The organism is Gammaproteobacteria bacterium (assembly GCA_014075255.1).
GTDB lineage: Bacteria > Pseudomonadota > Gammaproteobacteria > UBA4575 > UBA4575 > JABDMD01.
Window position 1 is genome coordinate 1,276,881 of the sequence record CP046178.1, and the last position, 20,513, is coordinate 1,297,393.

The 20,513-nt window shown below is 40.3% G+C and carries 21 protein-coding genes; 4 read left to right on the forward strand and 17 right to left on the reverse strand.

Annotated features, from left to right (window positions below; all coding sequences use genetic code 11):
• Window positions 1–12 precede the first annotated feature (12 nt).
• Complete coding sequence (locus tag GKR92_06540; GenBank protein QMU61367.1) at window positions 13–519, forward strand: acyl-CoA thioesterase; 507 nt, start codon at window positions 13–15, stop codon at window positions 517–519.
• Between the two features lie 25 nt (window positions 520–544).
• On the opposite strand, the gene GKR92_06545 is transcribed toward GKR92_06540, so the two are convergent.
• The 17 genes from GKR92_06545 to rnhB all read right to left on the reverse strand — a co-directional run bounded on the left by GKR92_06545 (window position 545) and on the right by rnhB (window position 17,143).
• Complete coding sequence (locus tag GKR92_06545; protein QMU61368.1) at window positions 545–757, reverse strand: RNA-binding S4 domain-containing protein; 213 nt, start codon at window positions 755–757, stop codon at window positions 545–547.
• A 197-nt stretch (window positions 758–954) separates the two neighbouring features.
• A complete protein-coding gene (locus GKR92_06550) occupies window positions 955–1,161 on the reverse strand; it encodes a cold-shock protein (GenBank protein QMU61369.1) in 207 nt (68 codons plus the stop codon).
• Window positions 1,162–1,338: 177 nt separating this feature from the next.
• The gene (locus tag GKR92_06555; protein ID QMU61370.1) at window positions 1,339–1,656 is read right to left on the reverse strand and encodes a DUF2007 domain-containing protein; all 318 of its coding nucleotides are present in this window, start codon (window positions 1,654–1,656) and stop codon (window positions 1,339–1,341) included.
• A gap of 74 nt (window positions 1,657–1,730) precedes the next feature.
• Entirely contained in the window at window positions 1,731–2,087 is a 357-nt protein-coding gene (locus tag GKR92_06560; protein ID QMU61371.1) for a hypothetical protein, read from the reverse strand.
• 13 nt (window positions 2,088–2,100) lie between these two features.
• Window positions 2,101–2,523: a glyoxalase gene (locus GKR92_06565; GenBank protein QMU61372.1), complete on the reverse strand. Its 423-nt coding sequence runs from the start codon at window positions 2,521–2,523 to the stop codon at window positions 2,101–2,103.
• A gap of 2 nt (window positions 2,524–2,525) precedes the next feature.
• Window positions 2,526–3,218 carry a tRNA (adenosine(37)-N6)-threonylcarbamoyltransferase complex dimerization subunit type 1 TsaB gene (gene tsaB, locus GKR92_06570; protein ID QMU61373.1) on the reverse strand — a complete coding sequence of 231 codons (693 nt, stop codon included), beginning with the start codon at window positions 3,216–3,218 and terminating at the stop codon, window positions 2,526–2,528.
• The gene (locus GKR92_06575) at window positions 3,199–5,163 is read right to left on the reverse strand and encodes a DEAD/DEAH box helicase (GenBank protein QMU61374.1); all 1,965 of its coding nucleotides are present in this window, start codon (window positions 5,161–5,163) and stop codon (window positions 3,199–3,201) included. The genes tsaB and GKR92_06575 overlap by 20 nt, the downstream gene beginning before the upstream one ends.
• 1 nt (window position 5,164) lies before the next feature.
• Window positions 5,165–5,647 carry a 2-C-methyl-D-erythritol 2,4-cyclodiphosphate synthase gene (locus GKR92_06580; protein QMU61375.1) on the reverse strand — a complete coding sequence of 161 codons (483 nt, stop codon included), beginning with the start codon at window positions 5,645–5,647 and terminating at the stop codon, window positions 5,165–5,167.
• Window positions 5,648–5,658: 11 nt separating this feature from the next.
• Window positions 5,659–6,378 (reverse strand): 2-C-methyl-D-erythritol 4-phosphate cytidylyltransferase, encoded by a 720-nt coding sequence (gene ispD / locus GKR92_06585; GenBank protein QMU61376.1) that lies wholly within the window; start codon window positions 6,376–6,378, stop codon window positions 5,659–5,661.
• A gap of 7 nt (window positions 6,379–6,385) precedes the next feature.
• Window positions 6,386–6,682, reverse strand: a complete 297-nt coding sequence (gene ftsB, locus GKR92_06590) for a cell division protein FtsB (protein ID QMU61377.1) — start codon at window positions 6,680–6,682, stop codon at window positions 6,386–6,388.
• 14 nt (window positions 6,683–6,696) lie between these two features.
• Window positions 6,697–7,974, reverse strand: a complete 1,278-nt coding sequence (locus tag GKR92_06595; protein QMU61378.1) for a phosphopyruvate hydratase — start codon at window positions 7,972–7,974, stop codon at window positions 6,697–6,699.
• 39 nt (window positions 7,975–8,013) lie between these two features.
• Complete coding sequence (gene kdsA / locus GKR92_06600; GenBank protein ID QMU61379.1) at window positions 8,014–8,853, reverse strand: 3-deoxy-8-phosphooctulonate synthase; 840 nt, start codon at window positions 8,851–8,853, stop codon at window positions 8,014–8,016.
• Entirely contained in the window at window positions 8,853–10,571 is a 1,719-nt protein-coding gene (locus GKR92_06605) for a CTP synthase (protein ID QMU61380.1), read from the reverse strand. Before GKR92_06605 ends, kdsA begins: the two co-directional genes overlap by 1 nt.
• A gap of 142 nt (window positions 10,572–10,713) precedes the next feature.
• Window positions 10,714–11,997 carry a tRNA lysidine(34) synthetase TilS gene (tilS, locus tag GKR92_06610; GenBank protein QMU61381.1) on the reverse strand — a complete coding sequence of 428 codons (1,284 nt, stop codon included), beginning with the start codon at window positions 11,995–11,997 and terminating at the stop codon, window positions 10,714–10,716.
• A 37-nt stretch (window positions 11,998–12,034) separates the two neighbouring features.
• Window positions 12,035–12,997: an acetyl-CoA carboxylase carboxyltransferase subunit alpha gene (locus GKR92_06615; protein ID QMU61382.1), complete on the reverse strand. Its 963-nt coding sequence runs from the start codon at window positions 12,995–12,997 to the stop codon at window positions 12,035–12,037.
• A 30-nt stretch (window positions 12,998–13,027) separates the two neighbouring features.
• Complete coding sequence (dnaE, locus tag GKR92_06620) at window positions 13,028–16,525, reverse strand: DNA polymerase III subunit alpha (GenBank protein QMU61383.1); 3,498 nt, start codon at window positions 16,523–16,525, stop codon at window positions 13,028–13,030.
• A gap of 18 nt (window positions 16,526–16,543) precedes the next feature.
• Window positions 16,544–17,143 (reverse strand): ribonuclease HII, encoded by a 600-nt coding sequence (gene rnhB, locus GKR92_06625; protein QMU61384.1) that lies wholly within the window; start codon window positions 17,141–17,143, stop codon window positions 16,544–16,546.
• 135 nt (window positions 17,144–17,278) lie between these two features.
• On the opposite strand from rnhB, the gene GKR92_06630 reads away from it, so the two are divergent.
• From GKR92_06630 to lpxB, 3 genes are read left to right on the forward strand one after another with little or no spacing between them, the layout of a single operon-like run.
• Window positions 17,279–18,211 carry a gfo/Idh/MocA family oxidoreductase gene (locus GKR92_06630; GenBank protein ID QMU61385.1) on the forward strand — a complete coding sequence of 311 codons (933 nt, stop codon included), beginning with the start codon at window positions 17,279–17,281 and terminating at the stop codon, window positions 18,209–18,211.
• A gap of 60 nt (window positions 18,212–18,271) precedes the next feature.
• Window positions 18,272–19,360, forward strand: a complete 1,089-nt coding sequence (locus GKR92_06635) for an aminotransferase class V-fold PLP-dependent enzyme (protein QMU61386.1) — start codon at window positions 18,272–18,274, stop codon at window positions 19,358–19,360.
• Window positions 19,353–20,513 carry a lipid-A-disaccharide synthase gene (lpxB, locus tag GKR92_06640; GenBank protein ID QMU61387.1) on the forward strand — a complete coding sequence of 387 codons (1,161 nt, stop codon included), beginning with the start codon at window positions 19,353–19,355 and terminating at the stop codon, window positions 20,511–20,513. Before GKR92_06635 ends, lpxB begins: the two co-directional genes overlap by 8 nt.

Genomic DNA, 20,513 nt, shown 5'->3' on the forward strand with positions numbered 1-20,513 from the left:
ATGGATATTTAGATGAGTGACTCTGTAAAACAAGAAAAAAAATTATTTATGACTCGCCTGATGACGCCAGACATGGCTAATTTCTCTGGCAATGTTCATGGCGGCACAATATTAAAGCTCTTAGACGAAGCTGCATTTTCTTGCGCATCTCGCTACTGCAAATCTTATGTAATGACTGCTGCATTAGACCATGTTGAGTTCAAGTCAGCCATCACCGTTGGTGATCTTGTTACCTTCAAATGCAATGTAAATTATGTTGGTCGCAGCTCAATGGAAATCGGCATACGTGTAGAAGGCGAAAAAATTAGAGAAAAAACAAAGTATCATGCCATCTCATGCTATTTTACCATGATCTCTGTCAATGAAAATGGTGTGCCTCAACAAGCGCCCACATTGCAAATTGAATCAGAAACCGAACAAAAACTTTTTGATGCAGGGAAAATGCGCCGCGAAATGCGCAAAGAAACCAAAGAGAAAAACCTTCAACTTCATGTTGGAATAGACACGATAATTGTTTAGTTCTCCTTAATTTTTCAAAAAATACTCATCTTTTTTGAATGCAAATATTCTCTTGATTAAATTCTATAACATCGCCTGAAACTATTTTCTTTCGCTTTCTAGTTTCAGTTTTTCCGTTAACCAGAACGAGACCTTCAGCAATCACAGCTTTGGCTTCGCCACCACTGGCGGCCATACCTTCGAATTTGAGAATTTTATAGAGCTCAATAGGCTCATGAGAAATTTCAACCACCCTCATTATAAGAGCCGTATTTTGATTGCACAACTAAACAGGCTTCGCACTTGATGTTGAAACCGAGTTGAAGGATGAATCGCTTATAAATTAAGGTTCATCTTGTATTGAAACTTAACGCAACAGCTAGGCAACGATATTAATCGCTGCTTGGCTGTTGTGATAATTTACTGAGGGTAAACTGCGTTAAGCAGTAGAACTAATTAGATAGCTTTTACTTTATTAGCGCATGGTCCTTTCTGACCTTCGCCTACTTCGTATTCTACTTTCTGTCCGTCATTTAGTGTTGCATAGTCGCCGCCACTTTGAATTTCAGAATGGTGTACAAACAAATCTTTTCCGCCGTCTTCTGGAGTGATGAAGCCAAAGCCTTTATCTGCATTGAACCATTTTACTGTACCGTTACTCATATTGTATTTCCTAATTTAATGAATCTTAATTTAATCGAGGCTTACTGCTTTTGAACAGACTTTGCTATTCACTACCGTGACGTCTCAATAACCACACATGCTAATCATTTTCTAGGCATAACGCCAATAAAAAAGAGATTTCTAGCCTTTTTATCAATAAATAGTACGGAATTTATATCATTTAGAGGTAGATTCTTGCCCACAACTCCAACATATATTGAATTGCCCCTCAATTTCTTCTCCACAGCCTATGCATTTCCAGGTCTGCGGATTGGCTTTAATCGACAGCATAAACTCATCTACAACTCTTTTAGCAGGGGCAATATCGTCTTTATCTACCACCCATAATTCAGGCCAGACCTCTGTAGGAGGAAGTTCTCCCACGCCACCGGATAGATGTTCGTTTTTGATAATCGAGGCGATTCCCTTTTCTTCAAGGAGTTCTTTTATCTGATAAATAAAGATTGGATTAGGTTCGCTATAGATGCGCTTCATTCACGCAGTATAACAAAGGCCTAATGGGATATTTTAGTTAATGATTGTTAAAGAATATCTTCGGGAATACTCAATTAACGAAGCTTTAAAGTGTAGCTTTTTTTGCTTTCGCCGGTTTTGGAGCAGACCGCAACAATTTCTACTTCACTATGCTCGCTAGGAATAGTAATTCCTAAAAGGCTCCGGGTAAATGGTTGTTCTTTAACATGTGGATGATGAAGCGTGCGCTCACCAATCAATTCTCCTTCAGCAGAGTATATACGCCAAGCATTTGCATAATGCTCCCAACCTTCATCAGCATGCTCCAAAGTAACAGTGACATTATATTTCTGCGCAGTAGTCTTTTCAGTTTTGACCTGAATTATTTCTACTTCACTTGCAAAGCATACACTCGAAAATATTGTCAATAAAAATATAGTTAAAACTCGCATTATTACTTCCCAATTATTCTTTAACAAAAATCTGACCCATGTCTTTAAAGGATTTAAATTCCAGATAATTATTGCTTGGATCTTGAATAAACATTGTAGCTTGTTCGCCAACCTGCCCTTTAAAGCGGATACATGGCTCGATGTGAAATTTGACTCCTTCGCGCTTAAGACGTTCCGCGAAATGTTCCCATTCACCCCAATTTAATACAATTCCAAAGTGCCTAACCGGCACATCATGTTCATCTACCGGATTAGAAGGCGTAAACATATCTTCATGGTCATACAAATGTGCACTAAGCTGATGACCATGAAAATTAAAGTCTATCCAGCGCGCGTCTTCGCGCCCAACCACACAACCTAGAAGGTCAACATAAAATGCTCTGGTTTCCTCTATATCATAGACTGGGAACGCTAAATGAAAAACAGATGTTGCCATAATTAAAACACCATTTTATTTTTTGGTTTTTCTGCTACATTGTCACGCAAATAAACTGGTAAGGCTTCAATTGCCGAAACATAATTATCTTGTTCATAAGCTACTTTACCCAACTTCGCAACATACTCTGCTTGAGGAAATACTTTTTCCTTAAAAGCTAATTTTTTACCAATTGCATGTTGCAAATCTCCTGCATATGGACCCCACCCAGAGCCAACGCCATAACAGTCATCACCCACATCTAGCTCAATTTGGTTTGCCGGGGCAACTTTTTCTTCGCCTACCAGATTCATCACATGATTATCACCTAACTTATATAAACCATAATATATTTCCTGCATACGTGCATCGATACAGGGCAGCGCTTGAGCAGCCTGTACAGTCTCAAAAGCAGCCTGAGCTAGTGCAGCTAAAGACGAAACGGGAACTACAGGCAGATCCTGTCCTAATGCAATCCCTTGAGTTACGCTAGCCGCTAAACGCACACCGGTAAACGCGCCCGGACCTCTTCCAAAAGCAATCGCATCTAATTGTGAAAGACTGATTTGGCCTTGTGCAAGTACATGTTCACACATAGATAAAATAATTTCGTTATGCCTTCTGGGCGCAATTTCACTTAGGCAAATTACTTCATCATTTACCAGCAAGGCAGCAGAACATGACTCTGTAGCCGTCTCAATAGCTAACAGCTTCATACTCAGACTCACGCAGCTCTAAAAAGTTTATCGCATCATCAAGACTTGAAGTACGCATCATATTAGGCAAACTTTTTATAAATGTTTTCCCGTAAGGTTTAGAAAGAATTCTAGGATCACAAAGAACCACCACTCCATAATCCTCTTCATCACGAATCAGTCTACCAACCCCTTGTTTCAAAGAGATCACCGCTTGAGGCAGTTGATGTTTCATGAATGGATTTTCACCTGTCTGACGTAAAGCCTGTAGGCGCCCACTCAACACAGGATCACCTGGTGAGGCAAATGGAAGCTTGTCGATCACAACACAACTCAGCGCATCCCCGCGGATATCCACTCCTTCCCAAAAACTACTGGTACCTAATAACACCGCATGGTCTGTTTTAGCAAACACTGCCAGTAATTCTCTACGCGGTGAATCACCCTGAACCAACAAGGTAAACTCGTCGTGGTCGGCTAGATAGTTTGCTGCAACGCGCAGAGCTCGATGACTGGTAAACAATAAAAAAGTGCGGCCTTGATTTGCTTCCAATAACGGTAGCACTGCATCAATTACTTTATGAGTGTAGTTCTTATCATTAGGCTCAACGTCAATCACTGGCAAATATAAACGCGTATTGTTTTGATAATCATACGGACTGTCCAACATTAACGTTTCAGCATCCAGCAAACCCAGCTGTTGTTGAAAATGATCAAATTTTGCACTCACGGTTAATGTCGCAGAGGTAAATATCCAACTACATTTGTACTGCCGCATAAATTCTTGAAATGAATCAGCTACGACTAGTGGCGTACTATGTAATTTAAAACCGCGCTCAAAACATTCTAACCAGTTAATTCTCTCGTCATTACCTTCTGAGATTAAATACAGAGCTTGCTCTATGCGCTCACAGCGCTCGATGCACTTAGTCATTAACTTTCCACGGTCACTCAATGGCACAATCACTTCATATAATTCATGTACCACTTTACACAACACATCAAACTGATCTTCAATCTTGGAGGCAGAAATAATTTCATACCATGGGAAGCGACCATTCTTACCAGCCAAGGCAAGCTGAAAATCCGCTATTGCTTTCTGCAACGCGTCTGCCACTGGCTGCACTTCATTAACTTCTGGGGCCTCTTCGATTTGTGCAGCAAGCACATCGCTTGTTAAGTCATTCATTTGCCGACTACTGCTAGAAGTGGCAAGAAAGGTACTGGCCAATTCCGGCAACTGGTGTGCCTCATCAAATATTACAGAGTTTGCACTTGGAAGAAGCTCACCGAAACCTTCCATCTTTAACGCTAGATCAGCAAAAAATAGATGATGGTTAATAATAACCACATCTGCCTGTTGTGCTTTTTGTCTGGCTTTAATTACATGACATTTATCATAACTCGGGCATTCTGCACCTAAGCAATTATCTATTGTTGAAGTAACAATTGGCCAAACCGCATCATTTTCATAGATTGCCGTTACCTCTGCAATTTCACCCGTTTTGGTAAACTGAGACCACTCTTTAATTATATTTACTTTTTTAGCAAGCTGACGGTTATGCATGATTGCACTAGGCGCGTTATGCTCCAGTCTATGCAAACACAGATAATTCGCGCGCCCTTTTAACAAAGACGTCTTAACTGGTAACTTAAGAATTTTTAGAATGGTTGGCAGATCTTTAAAATACAATTGATCTTGCAGATGCTTGGTGCCAGTAGATATCACTACTTTTTGTTTAGAAAGTAAGGCCGGTATGAGATAAGCAAAAGTTTTACCTACCCCTGTGCCTGCTTCAACAATTAACTGGCTATAGTTTTTCAATGCAGTTTCTACTGCATCGCTCATGGATTGTTGTTGTGGACGATAGCGAAATTTTTCTAGATGCTCTGATAACAAACCTTCTTTACTGAAAATACTTCCACTAATATTTTCAACACTGCTTATTACTTCATCGAATGACATTTTAAGGTTTACCAAACAATGTGACCATCACATAGGCAGCAAGACCTTCTCCACGACCAACAAATCCCATACCTTCATTGGTAGTAGCCTTAATATTTACATTGTCCATAGAAGTATTAAGCAAATCACATAGATTCTTTTGCATAGCAGGAATATGGCCAGCTAATTTAGGTTTTTCTAAAATAACTGTGCTATCAATATTCCCAACCATAAAGTTTTTTTTATCTAACTCTAACATTACATTTTTAACCAATACGCTGCTCTCAATATCTCTAAATTTAGGATCATTATCGGGATAGTGCTTGCCAATATCTCCCATTGCAGCTGCTCCTAACAAAGCATCACACAGAGCATGTAACAAAACATCGCCATCTGAGTGCGCATCCAAGCCTTTCTCAAAGGCTATCTTCTCACCGCCTACAACAATAAAGTCGCCATCATTAAATCGGTGTGAGTCATAACCGAAACCTATTCTTACTACCATATGTTGAATGATTATTGATTAATGATTTTAAGTATTGTCGTTGCTAGCGCTAAGTCTTCAGCATGAGTGATTTTAATATTATCACTTTGCCCTTTAATTAATTTAACTTGCAAACCTAAATGCTCGATAGCAGATGCTTCATCAGTAATTTTTATATTATTTTTGACACAATGCGCTAATGCTTTCTTCAAAGTACCTAAGCGGAACATTTGCGGAGTATGAGCACGCCATATAATCTCGCGGTCTAGTGTTTTACTCACAACATTGCCAGACCCTTCTTGCATCTCAGCCATCTTCAGGGTATCGCTCATAGGTGAGGCAAGAATCCCACCTACTTCATCTTGTTCAAGCTCCTGCATTAGCAAGTCCAAATCTGAATGTCGCAAACAAGGCCGAGCTGCATCATGCACTAAAACAAAGTCTTGATCTTCAGCAAGAGTATCATCTAAATATTGCAACGCGTTATAAACCGACTCTGCTCTAGAATTGCCACCAATTACTGTATGGATTTTTTCATTTTTTGAAACGCTCAGAGTATCCCAATTCTGATCATCTGCATTCAGCGCCACAATTACACCTGTAATATTAGGCTGCTGTAAAAAGCTACTTAGCGAGGCCTCAATAACGGTTGTATCGGCTAAAGGAAGATACTGCTTTGGAACCGAAGATTTCATACGCTGACTAATTCCTGCCGCAGGAATAATCGCCCAGAACCGTAATGCCGCCATCATCAATTCATCATTGACTAGAGGATTCTTTAGATTCGCTTTCTACAATATGGATAAAAGTTTCATCCTTTTTAATCATGCCCAACTCATTTCTTGCACGCTCTTCTATGGCCTCTAAACCAGTCTTTAAATCTTCCACCTCTGCTGCCAAGACTGCATTGCGTTGTTTAACTTGCTCATTTTTAGCTTGCTGTTCTTTTACAGTTTGTTTTAGCTCCATCACATCCCGCACACTTGCATCACCAAACCATAGCTTGAACTGCAGCAGCAGAAATAAGACACTCATAATGATGATAATGACTTTCACAATTGAACTTATTGCTAAAAATTATACGCTTTCATACCGGGATACTTGGCGGCTGTACCAAGCTCTTCCTCTATACGAATTAACTGGTTGTATTTTGCCACTCGATCAGAGCGTGACAACGAACCGGTCTTAATCTGCCCTGCACCAGTAGCTACCGCAAGATCTGCAATGGTTACGTCTTCTGTCTCACCTGAACGATGCGACACCACTGCAGTATAGTTTGCTGCATGCGCCATATTAATAGCCGCTAATGTTTCGCTGAGCGTGCCAATTTGATTCACCTTAATTAAAATAGAATTCGCTACTCCACGATCAATGCCTTTTTGCAGTATCTCAGTATTGGTTACAAATAAATCGTCACCAACTAATTGAACTTTTTTACCTACTTTTTCAGTTAACAGTTTCCAACCATCCCAATCATCTTCTGCAACACCATCTTCGATAGTAATAATTGGATATTGGTTTACCCAATCTACAAGATAATCAACAAACTGCTCTGAGTTATAAGACTTACTCTCAGAATGTAATTCATATTTACCATTTTCGTAAAATTCAGTACTTGCAACATCTAGACCAAGATGAATATCTTGACCCACTTTAAAACCAGCAATCTCTATTGCTTGCAATATCGTTTCTACCGCTTCATTGTTTGATTTAAAATCCGGCGCAAAGCCACCCTCATCACCCACAGCAGTGTTAAGACCTCTTTTACTCAATACACCCTTAAGTGCGTGAAACACTTCAGCACCGTAACGAATCGCATCACGGATTGAAGATGCCCCAGTGGGTACAATCATGAATTCTTGCATGTCGACACTATTGTCAGCATGTTCACCACCATTAATGATATTCATCATCGGCACAGGCATGATGAAATCACCACCTTGATGTAAATATTTATATAAAGGGATTTGCCTTGCAACTGCAGCGGCTTGAGCTACTGCCAAAGATACAGATAACAATGCATTCGCGCCTAGGCGACCTTTATTTTTAGTACCATCTAAATCTAACATTGCCTGATCAATTTCATGCTGTTGAAAACAGTCCATACCAGTAAGCGTTTTTTGAATTTCGGTATTTACATTATTTACCGCATTCTTCACGCCTTTACCCAAGTAACGTGCCTTATCACCATCTCTTAATTCCACCGCCTCCAAGGATCCAGTTGAAGCTCCAGAAGGCACTGCAGCTCTACCTGCTTGACCAGATTCTAGGATTACATCTGCTTCTACCGTTGGGTTACCGCGCGAATCGATAATTTCTCGCGCATGGATTGATTTTATTTTTGACATTCTATTTCCCTAATATTTCCTATGTAATTACTATTTTCCCTAAATCATTAAGTCTTGTTCTATAAAACCTGATTTTTTAACTGCCTGATCAATTTCTTTTAATTGTTCTAGTAACGCTTTAATTTTTGCTAATGGCCATGAGTTTGGTCCATCACTTTTTGCAGCTTCTGGGTTTGGATGAGTCTCCATAAATAAACCTGAGATACCGCTGGCTATAGCTGCACGCGCCAACACCGGAACAAACTCTCGTTGCCCGCCTGAACTACCATCATTACCACCAGGCAATTGTACTGAATGTGTAGCATCAAATACTACTGGGCAACCTGTATCCCTCATGATGGCTAGGGAACGCATATCAGACACTAGGTTGTTATAGCCAAATGATGCGCCGCGCTCACAAACCATTATATCTTGATTGCCTTGAGCTTTAGCCTTATTCACAACATGCTTCATTTCAGTAGGCGATAAAAATTGCCCTTTTTTGATATTTACAGGTATGTTGCATGCCGCAACGCGTTGAATAAAATTCGTTTGACGACATAGAAATGCGGGCGTTTGGAATACATCTACCACATCAGCCACTTCTTGCATCGGCGTGTCCTCATGCACATCGGTCAACACAGGAAGTTTAAATTCTTTTTTCACTTGCGCAAGAATTTGTAATCCTTTCTCCATTCCCAATCCTCGGAAACTATTTATCGATGAACGATTGGCTTTATCAAAAGAAGATTTATAAATAAAAGGAATTTTCAGTTGCTGTGTTATTTCTTGCAGCTGGCCGGCTGTTTCACGCGCCAATTCGAGACTCTCGACCACACAAGGCCCCGCAATGAGAAAAAAGGGCTGTTGAAGCCCTACTTCAAAATCACAAAGCTTCATTAACTTATTGGGTTCTTTTGGTCTTCAGCTTGAGAAACTAAATCAGGCGAAGACGTTGGATTTTCATCAGACTTATATATATTCGGTCTTAGCTGCTGATCGTGGTGACCTCGCGCAGCCTGTACGAAACCTGAAAACAAAGGATGTCCCGAACGTGGCGTAGAAGTAAATTCTGGATGAAACTGGCAGCCGATAAACCAAGGATGTTCTTTGATCTCGACAACCTCCATCAAGGTTTCATCACTAGACATTCCGGTAAATGACAAACCAGCATTCTGTAATGTCTCCATAAACGTATTATTAAACTCATAACGATGTCGATGACGCTCTGCAATTAATTCTTTTCCATATAGCTGATGCACTAAAGAGCCAGGCTGCAATTTACATTCTTGTTCGCCAAGACGCATAGTGCCACCCATCTCTGAAGCTTGACTGCGTCGCTCAACACTACCTTCACGATCTTGCCATTCAGTAATCAGAGCAATGACCGGATTTTTTGTGCCTTGTGCAAATTCAGTACTGTGCGCATCACTTAAACCTACGACATATCTAGCGAAGTCAATCACGGCAACCTGCATTCCCAAACAAATACCTAAGTACGGTATTTTCTGTTCACGTGCGTAACGAGAAGCAGCAATTTTCCCCTCAATTCCACGATCACCAAAACCGCCTGGCACGAGAATCGCATCTAAGTCTTCTAATACTCCAACACCACTAGATTCGATACTTTCTGAATCGATATATTGAATATTAACTTTTGTGTGTGTTTGTATTCCCGCATGTGTAAGTGCTTCATTAAGCGACTTATACGATTCGGTAAGGTCTACATACTTACCGACCATACCCACAGTAATCTCCGCCTCAGGAAATTCAATCGCATGCACAACATCTTTCCAATCTTTTAAATTTGCCGCAGGTAACTGCAGTTGAAATTTATCAACCACAATGGTGTCTAATCCCTGCGCGTGCAACCAAAGCGGAAGCTTATAAATTGTACTTACATCCACACAAGAAATTACTGCACGTTCTTCTACATTGGTAAACAATGCAATCTTCTTACGCTCACCATCTGGCAATGGGCGGTCAGAACGACATAATAAAATATCAGGCTGTATACCAATGGAACGTAATTCTTTAACCGAGTGTTGAGTCGGCTTAGTTTTCATTTCACCAGCTGCTTGTATATAAGGCACCAAAGTTAAATGAATAAAAATTGTATTTTCCCGTCCCAACTCTACACCTAGTTGACGTATCGCTTCTAAAAATGGCAGCGACTCTATATCACCTACTGTTCCGCCAATCTCTACTAATGCAACATCTGCACCTTGCGCTCCAAGCTCAACTGATTTTTTAATTTCATCTGTGATGTGTGGAATGACCTGAACCGTGCCACCCAAGTAATCACCACGACGTTCTTTACGAATAACGTTTTCGTAAATTTGTCCAGTGGTAAAGTTATTATTCTTGCTTGAACGGAAACGCACGAAGCGTTCGTAATGGCCTAAATCTAGATCGGTTTCTGCACCATCTGCAGTGACATACACTTCGCCATGTTGAAATGGACTCATGGTGCCAGGATCAACATTGATATAAGGATCGAGCTTCATCAGACTGACTTTTAATCCTCGCGCCTCAAGAATTGCGCCCAAAGAAGCCGAGGAAATACCTTTACCTAAAGATGAAACTACACCGCCGGTGATAAAAACATATCGTGTCATCTAAACCTCGCGTGCACTGATAAGATTAAAGCTACCAAATAGTGCTGTAATTTGTGGTGAGAACGTATTCAAGACGGGAGAAAAGCGTATCAAATGAAGCGCTTAACCACAATCTATAGATTAGCTAATTTAGGTTTCACAATTAGGAAGTGGTTTCACAGTCGCGCCCTATATTCCAATATCCCAACACTGAAATGAGTTGCTCTTGATGAAATAGCAATGGGATACGTGCTCTTTCCCAGGGTGGTATACCTCCCTCTTGCAGAAGGTTTTTCAATGACCTATGTTGCTTACTTCCAAATGGCTTTAGACGCTCACCACCCGCTCGAAATCGAACAATCAATTCGTTAACGCCATCAGGAAAAGGCACGCCAGCATCTTTAAGATCCTTCGGCTGTAATGTTCTATCTAAAGATTCGATATATAACGGCTGATCAATATTCCAACGAATCACTTGATTAGCATCATGCGGCTTTAAGGGTTGCATTAAATACACGCAATTTCGAAAGCGACGAATTTCTCCCTCTTTCCAGGATTGCAACGGCGATGTCTCTATTTCTTTCTTTAGCACTATATCTGAGACGATTTGTTGCAAGACTTTCATACTTGGCACGCGCATGTGATTGGATTGAATCCAGTACCGCAGGACATTATTTAATCTCTCACTACTAAGCACTTGCAAAGCCCTTACATCCAATTTTAGAACTTGAGTCGTTCTAGCTGGTTGAATATCGATTTCTGCAAGATCACTTAAACAACTCAATGCATCTGCTTGCAACGTAGAAGACCTAGATAAAGTTTGATTCGCACCCGGCCAACGCTCAATCAGCTTTGGCATAACTTGATTGCGCAAATAGTTACGATCAAAATCGTTAAACTCATTAGAGGGGTCCTCCACCCACTGCAGATTACTTGATCTTGCATACTCCAATAATTCTGCTCGTGCACTAGCTAACATTGGGCGCAGATGAATTCCAATAGATAATTTTTTATCCGTTGGCATAGCTGCTAGCCCTGCAGGGCCAGCACCACGCAACAGCTGCAACAATACGGTTTCCGCTAAATCGTCTTGATGATGCGCAGTCACCATTGCAGAATTTACATCTAGCATTTCTTCTAGCAATGCATACCTAGCATCTCTTGCACAGTCTTCAAGACTTTTTTGTGGAGACTTGTTTATTTGTGCATGTTTAACAGTAAGAGATACACCCAAACCATTGCATACAGCTGCGCAATGTTGCTGCCAACCATCGCTGTCTTGTTGTAAATGATGATTCACATGTACGGCATGTATCGGTAATTTTGCCGCATGCATAGCATGCAACAAAACAGTTGAATCTAAACCGCCACTGTATGCGATATAAAACTTTTCAATATATTGGTAGGACGAGAAAAATCGTTGCAACAGAGAAATAGAAAAAGACATTAGTGCATCAGCTTTACTATTTAGCCATTAAAAAAATCTAGCTAGATTCTTTGAATTCTCCGTACTGCGTTAAACGCTGAAATCGATTCGTTAATAACTGTTCCGTTGTTTGTGATTTTAGTCGATCTATAGTAGTCGCTAATGATACCCGCACATTTTCACATGTAGTTTCGATATCTCGATGTGAACCGCCCAGCGGTTCCTCAATAATTTCATCAATTAAACCTAACTCCAACAAACGTGGCGCAGTGATTCCGAGTGCTGTTGCGGCATCTTCTGCCCTGGCTGCATCTTTCCATAAAATCGATGCGCAACCTTCAGGCGAAATTACCGAATAAGTACTGTAACTAAGCATCGCTAAATAATCCCCCACACCAATAGCCAAGGCCCCACCTGAGCCACCTTCACCAATTACAGTACAGATGATTGGCACACGCAGTGAGGACATTCTCTGCAGGTTCACTGCTATCGCCTGACTTTGTCCGCGTTCTTCTGCACCAATACCTGGATATGCACCTGGTGTATCAATAAATGTGAACACGGGCATTTTGAAGCGTTCTGCCAATTCCATGATGCGTAGTGCTTTGCGATAACCTTCAGGCCGTGGCATACCAAAATTACGTTTTATGTTTTCATTGGTATTACGACCTTTTTGATGGCCAATAATAGCCACTGAATCACCTTCAAATTTTGCAATGCCTGAAACGATGGCCGCATCATCGGCATACATACGGTCCCCGTGCAGTTCAGAGAAGTTAGTAAACAGTCTTTCGACATAATCTAAGGTATAAGGCCGTTTAGAGTGCCTAGCTAATTGCGCTACTTGCCAAGGCGTTAAACTTGAGAAGATAGATTCAATTAAACTTTTCGACTTAGTTTGCAGTTTGGCAATTTCATCATTGAGATTGAATTCATTATCACTCTCAACTAACCGTAGCTCATCAATTTTTGCTTCAAGCTCAACAATGGGCTGTTCAAATTCAAGATAATCAGGATTCATTCTAGTCTTTATTAATCAAGATACTGGCAATTATGCATTAATACTTGGTTTCTTGTATACGACACTTGTATTTAAAACCTCAGATACTTTACTTAAGCGCTGTAACAGTTTTTCATCTAATGAGATATTCCAGTGCTCAGGAAATTCCACTCCTGTCTCCACAGAATTATTTTCATATACAAGTCTAATTGGGCAGTTACCGTCTTTAAACGGTAAAAGTAACTGATGTAGTTCTTGCACCCAAGACGGTGAACTGCTATTGGCTTTAATTTTAATATTCAACAGAGCACCAAACTGTTTTAAATAGTCATCAAAACTCCAGACATGGTCTGCGCGCACCCGTACCCGACCTGTATATTCGTCCCAGCCTAAGCTGCCTTTTATAATTAAAATAGCGTCTTTAATTAATACATGATCAAACTTAGCATAATCTTTTGCAAACACTGCAATATCCATTCGCCCGGTATTGTCATCTAAACTTAAAAAAGCAATCCGCCCTTTTGGACTGTTTCGTAAGCGTATTTGATCCAATAGACCTGCAACTAATATAGTTTTTGATTCATCGCGAGCTTGCCAAGATTTTTGCGGGCCTAATTCATTCCCTGTTGCAAGCAGTTCTTTTATATTCTTACTGGTGATTTTATCCAGCTCATTTCGATAACGAGTTATCGGATGTCCTGTTAAATACAAACCTAGCGTTTCACGCTCACCAAGCAGCTTTTTCTCTTCTTCCCATTCAGCCACTTCCTGAACCTTACTGCTCTTCATGCTCACCTCAGCATGACCGAACATGTCGTTTTGTCCCGCATCATCATCACGGTGCCGTTGTTCTGCAAAACGTAAAGATTTATCAAGATGCTGAAATAAACTTGCACGCGTATAGCCAAAACAATCCATTGCGCCTGCACGAATTAAAGCTTCGATACAACGGCGATTTACTTTTTGCGAACCAAGACGCAAACAAAAATCATCTAAATCTTGGTACTCACCATTTTCTAATCGCTCATTCACCATTTCTTCTACAGCTGCTTGACCGACGCCTTTTAACGCACCCAATCCATATAAAACAATATTGTCTTCAGGAACCGTAAAGTTATAGTTTGAACTATTAATACTTGGCGAAAGCACTTTAATATTCATGCCACGACATTCATCAATAAGAATAACAACCTTATCGGTGTTATCTAAATCAGATGACATCACCGAAGACATGAACTCAGCTGGAAAATGCGTTTTCAACCAGGCGGTTTGATACGCCAACAATGCATATGCAACAGAGTGCGACTTATTAAAGCCGTAACCTGCAAACTTTTCCATCAAATCAAATATATGCGTGGCAAGCTTTAGGTCAACGCTACGCTTTACTGCACCACTTACAAAAATTTCGCGCTGCTTCTCCATCTCTTCAGGTTTCTTTTTACCCATAGCACGACGCAACAAGTCCGCACCACCCAACGTATACCCCGCCAGGATTTGTGCAATTTGCATCACTTGCTCTTGATACAGAATCACACCGTAGGTTTCTTTAAGAATATGCTCAATATCAGGATGAAAATAATCGACACGTGCACCATGTTTACGCAATATAAAGTCGTCGACCATTCCAGATTGCAATGGACCAGGACGATAAAGTGCAACAAGCGCAACAATTTCACCAAAGGAATCAGGTTGAAGACGTTTAATAATATCTTTAATACCGCTCGACTCTAACTGAAATACTGCAGTAGTTTGTTGACGTTTTAGGGTGTCATACGTTGCTACGTCATCTAGTGGTAAATCTTCAATTTCAACTAGCGGTTGCTTAAGTAGTTTTTGTTTTTCGTTTACCAACTGAACGGTATTGTCGATGATCGTTAACGTTCTTAAACCCAAGAAGTCGAACTTCACAAGACCCATCGCTTCAACGTCATCTTTATCTAATTGTGTAACAACATTGGTTCCACCTGGCTCACAATATAGAGGAGTAAATGCGGTTAACTCCGTAGGTGCAATCACAACACCTCCGGCATGCTTACCCGCATTGCGCGCCAAGCCTTCGAGTATCAGCGCCATATCAAACACACTGCGCACATCTTCCTCATTATCATATTGCTCTTTCAGCGTAGGCTCCGCTTTCAGCGCTTTATCTAAAGTCATACCGACTTCAAAAGGAATCAGCTTGGCAATTCGGTCAACAAACCCATATGGATGGCCGAGCACACGGCCCACATCTCGCACTACCGCACGTGCAGCCATCGTGCCGTAGGTAATAATTTGACTGACTCGAGTTCGCCCGTACCGCTCAGCAACATAATCAATAACGCGATCTCGATTATCCATACAAAAATCGATATCAAAGTCAGGCATTGATACACGTTCTGGATTTAGAAAACGCTCAAATAGCAAATCATATTTAAGTGGGTCTACATCTGTAATACCTAGAACATAAGCAACCAATGAACCAGCACCCGAGCCGCGCCCTGGGCCTACTGGCACGGCATTCGCTTTAGCCCAACTTGTAAAATCTGCAACGATGAGAAAATATCCGGCATAGCCCATTGTATTAATTACATCTAATTCAATGTCCAAACGATCTTGATAGTCTTGCACAACATCAGAATCATCAATCTGCAGTTTTAGCAGCCGCTTCTGCAAGCCTTTCTCAGATTGCTCACGCATAAATTCAGGTGCCGTATGCGTCTCTGGAATTGGGAACTCTGGCAATACATTCTCGCCAAATGACAAAGTAACATTACAACGCTTGGCTATTTCCACCGTATTAGTGATAGCTTCAGGAATGTCCTTGAACAATTCCACCATCTCTTCACTACTGCGAAGATATTGCTGTGATGAATATAATTGTGGGCGACGCGGATCGTTTATAACTCTACTCGAGTTAATGCAAACACGTACTTCATGCGCATCAAACTCGCTTTGCTCTAAAAACCGCACATCATTAGTAGCCACCACAGGTAAAGCATATTTAGCTGCAAGCTTAATAGCTTGTTGATTATAAAGATCATCTTCATCTCTACCTGTACGCTGTATTTCTATATAATAATTATCTTTAAAATGTTTGCCCCAGAATGAAACATATTCAACGGCTAATTTTTTATTCCCAGCCAAAATTGCACGTCCAACATCACCATCACGCGCACCGGAAATTACAATTAAGTTTTTACCTGCTCCGACCAACCAATCTCGCTCAAGTGTCGGACCACTTCCTCTTTGACCCTCTATATACGCTCGAGTTATAAGTTTTGTGAGTTCTTGATAGCCTTCATTGTTTTTGCATAAAAACACAACACGTGAATTGGGTTCTTTTGCAGAAAGCCCAGATAACTGTGCCTCAACGCCAATAATGGGTTTAATGCCATTTTTTAGCGCCTTCTGATAGAACTTTACTAATGCGAATAAATTATTAAAGTCGGTTAACGCAACTGATGACATACCTGAGCTACTAAGCTGCTCCATTAGCTTAGGTACGCGAACAATACTATCTACAAGCGAATACTCGGTGTGTAAATGCAAATGTACAAATTGTGACATGGTAATTACTAAATAGCTTTATATTGCATTCAATGCAGCTATTGCATCTCTTACAGGTTTGTAACTTTTACGATGCAATTTACATGGACCATGCTCTTGCAACGCAGCAATATGCATTGCTGTAGGATAACCCTTATGTTGATCAAAACCGTATTGCGGCAAAGTTCTGTGATGCTCTTCCATTTCTGTATCACGAGTAACTTTTGCTAAAATGGATGCAGCACTTATTTCTGCAATGAGCTGGTCACCTTTGACTATTGCAGTGCACGGAACTTGCAACGCCGGACAATGCAAACCGTCAACATATACATGAACTGCCTCCTCTAGCATTGCGACATATGCGCGTTGCATTGCTAGAAGCGTTGCCTGATGAATATTAATCTCATCAATTTCGTCAGCAGTAGCATAGCCAATACCCCAAGCGTAGGCTGTAGCTATAATTTCATTATATAAATGTTCACGCTTCTTTGCGGAAAGTTTTTTTGAGTCGGCAAGACCTTCAATGTGAAAATCAGGATCTAAAATCACACTTCCCGCAACAACGGGACCAGCAAGCGGTCCACGACCCGCTTCATCTATACCCGCAACAAGACCTGATTCTGCTTTAATAATAGGCATTAAATATTGCTTTCTTTAGTAAAAATATAAATGTGTTAGCGGCTAAATATTGACCGATTCGTTATGACGAACGTTATGCCTAGATACATAAACTTCGTATACTGCGCGCTTACTTAAAAGGATACCTAAAAACCAGTGTCAGAGATACGAACTGCCGTCATAGGTGTTGGATATTTAGGCAAATTTCATGCACAAAAATATTCAGAATTAAAAAACAGCAAGTTACTCGCTGTTGTTGATAAAGAGTTTGAAAGTGCTCAAGAAGTAGCCACTTCCGTGGGCTGTGATGCTTGCACGGATTATCACGATCTACTAGGAAAAGTGGATGCAGTAAGCATTGTTGTTCCCACCGACCTTCATCATCAAATTGCTGCAGACTTTCTCCGACATAAGGCTCATGTTTTAGTCGAAAAACCGATTACTACGAGTATTGAACAAGCCGATCAACTGGTTGAACTAGCGAAATCAAATGACTGTGTATTACAGGTAGGTCATCTGGAGCGATTCAATCCGGCAATTATTGCTATTGAAAAAGAGATTTCACAAATCAGTTTTGTCGAATCTCATCGCCTAGCACCTTACAACCCGCGTGGCACAGAAGTAAGTGTGGTACTCGATTTGATGATTCACGATATTGATATCATTTTAGATATCGTAGACTCTGAAGTTGATAAAATTGATGCTAGTGGCACACCCGTGTTATCAAATGATATTGATATAGCCAATGCACGCATTGTTTTTAAAAATGGTTGCGTTGCAAATGTTACTGCAAGCCGTGTGAGTAATAAAACTGATAGGAAAATGCGTATCTTTCAAAATGATGCATACCTTTCTGTCGATTTCCAAAATCGAGAATTAGCTACTTATCGAAAAGGTGATGGCGAAATGTACCCAGGTATACCGAATATTGACATTCAAAAAAATACTTTTGATAAAGCCGATGCATTAAAATCAGAAATAGAGCACTTTCTATATTGTATTGAAACTAATTCCATTCCTAAAGTGACAGGACAAGACGCAAGACGGGCTTTGCAAACTGCAATTCAAATAAGTGAACTTTTGGCATAACTGCACTTTAATTTACTATACTCACTCTACTTTCAACTAAAATTTACCTAACAAATCCATATGATCCCTATGCTTGACCTAAAGTTGCAATATGCAACGCTGAAGAATGAAATAGATGCCGCCGTGGCGGATGTGCTGCAAAACACACATTTTATTATGGGCCCAAATGTTCAACAGTTTGAGTCAGAAGCAGCACAATACTTAGGCGTTAAACATGCAATTTCATGCAATTCAGGAACCGATGCTCTGCACTTGGCGCTTCGTGCATGCGGGATCGGAGAAAATGATGAAGTCATCACTACACCATTTAGCTTTGCTGCCACCGCTGAAGCAATTTGTTATGTCGGTGCAACTCCCGTGTTTGTTGACATTGAATCAGATACTTACAACATTTCCACAAAAGCGATCGAATCCGCAATAAGTAGCAACACCAAAGCTATTTTGCCCGTACATATATTTGGCCAAGTGGCTAACATGCAAGAAATAACCAAACTTGCAAAAGATAACAATCTAAAAATTATTGAAGATTGCGCCCAGTCATTTGGTGCTCATATCAATAACCAACAAACCGGTAGTTTTGGAGACGCAGGTTGTTTTAGTTTCTTCCCTAGTAAAAATTTAGGCTGCTATGGGGATGGAGGTCTTTTTACTACTAATTCAGATGATATTGCAGAGCAATTTACACTGTTAAAAAGTCATGGCAGCAAAGTTAGGAATCAACATGAGATGGTTGGCTGGAATAGCCGACTTGATGAGTTGCAGGCAGCCATATTACGAATCAAGTTAAAAAACATCGATGAGTTCAATAAAAATCGGATGACTGTAGCCAAGAAATACAACGAGTTACTATCATCAACCTCTATTAGCACCCCATCATTTGAAGAAAACATGTCACATGTATTTCATCAGTACACTCTATTAAGCGAAAAACGTGATGCTATTTCAGAACAACTCAATAAAGAAAGTATTGGTCATGCGATTTATTATCCCATACCGCTCTCAGAACAACCCGCTTTTAGCTCAATCTCACACACAAAAAGTCTTAACATCACACAAGAAATTTGTAACAAATGCATATCGCTCCCCATGTACCCCGAGATGTCCGACGAACAAATAGAAAAAGTAGTAGACACAGTTAAACGTGCCTAAACAAGCTGCACATAACAATACCTCCTCTCTAATGATCGTAACGGGGGAAGCTTCTGGTGACCTGCATGGTGCACATGTCGTTCGCGAAATAAAAAAAATATTTCCTACTATTGAGTGCTATGGAATTGGCGGCACACAAATGCAACAAGTCGGGGTTGATATACACACCAACGTCTCTGAACTTTCTGTAGTGGGTCTAGCTGAAGTGCTTAAACATTATCCACGACTACGCAAAATTCTGAATAAAACTAAATACTCATTAAAGCAAAAAAAACCTGATTTATTAATCTTAATTGATTCCCCAGACTTTAATCTACCTTTAGCGAAAACTGCAAAGCAATGCGGTATCAAAGTGTTGTATTACATCAGCCCGCAGATATGGGCATGGCGTAAAAATAGGATTAAATTGATTCAGAAATATGTAGATATGATGGCGGTGGTATTTCCTTTTGAAGAGAAATTTTATCTTGATGCTAATGTACCGGTTGAATATGTTGGGCATCCGCTCACCAAAGAAGCTAAAGCTACGGTTGAAAAGAATCGACTCATCAATTCCAATGAGTTAGATCCTAATAAGAAATTAATTGGCCTCTTCCCCGGCAGCCGTTTAAGTGAAATAGAAAATAATTACCCTGTTTTATTAGACTCTGCCAAAACATTACTTAAGCAAAGAGAAGATGTTCAATTTATCACCCCTGTCGCCTCAACTTTATCGAATGATCTAATACAGAAGTATATTTCTGAAGCTGGTATAGAGGTAAATACTACATCTAATAATATCTATAATGTAATTAACGCTTGTGACGCAATTGCTGCTGCATCAGGTACTGTCACCTTGCAAATTACTCTCATGCAAGTACCAATGCTGATCATTTACAAAATATCCCCTATCACATATCAAATCTTCAAAAGAATAGTTAAATTCTCTTATGCTGGTATTGCGAATGTGATCGCAGGGAAAGAAATATCTCGCGAATTCATTCAAGCAGATGCTACAGCTAAAAATGTTTCAACCGAATTAAACAAATTATTATCTGATGAAAGATATATTGCGGAAATGATAAACAATATGCAGAAAATTAAAAATGAACTTGGAAACAAAGATGGATCTGCAAATACAGCCCGTCTTGCTGCAGATTTAATTAATACTTAA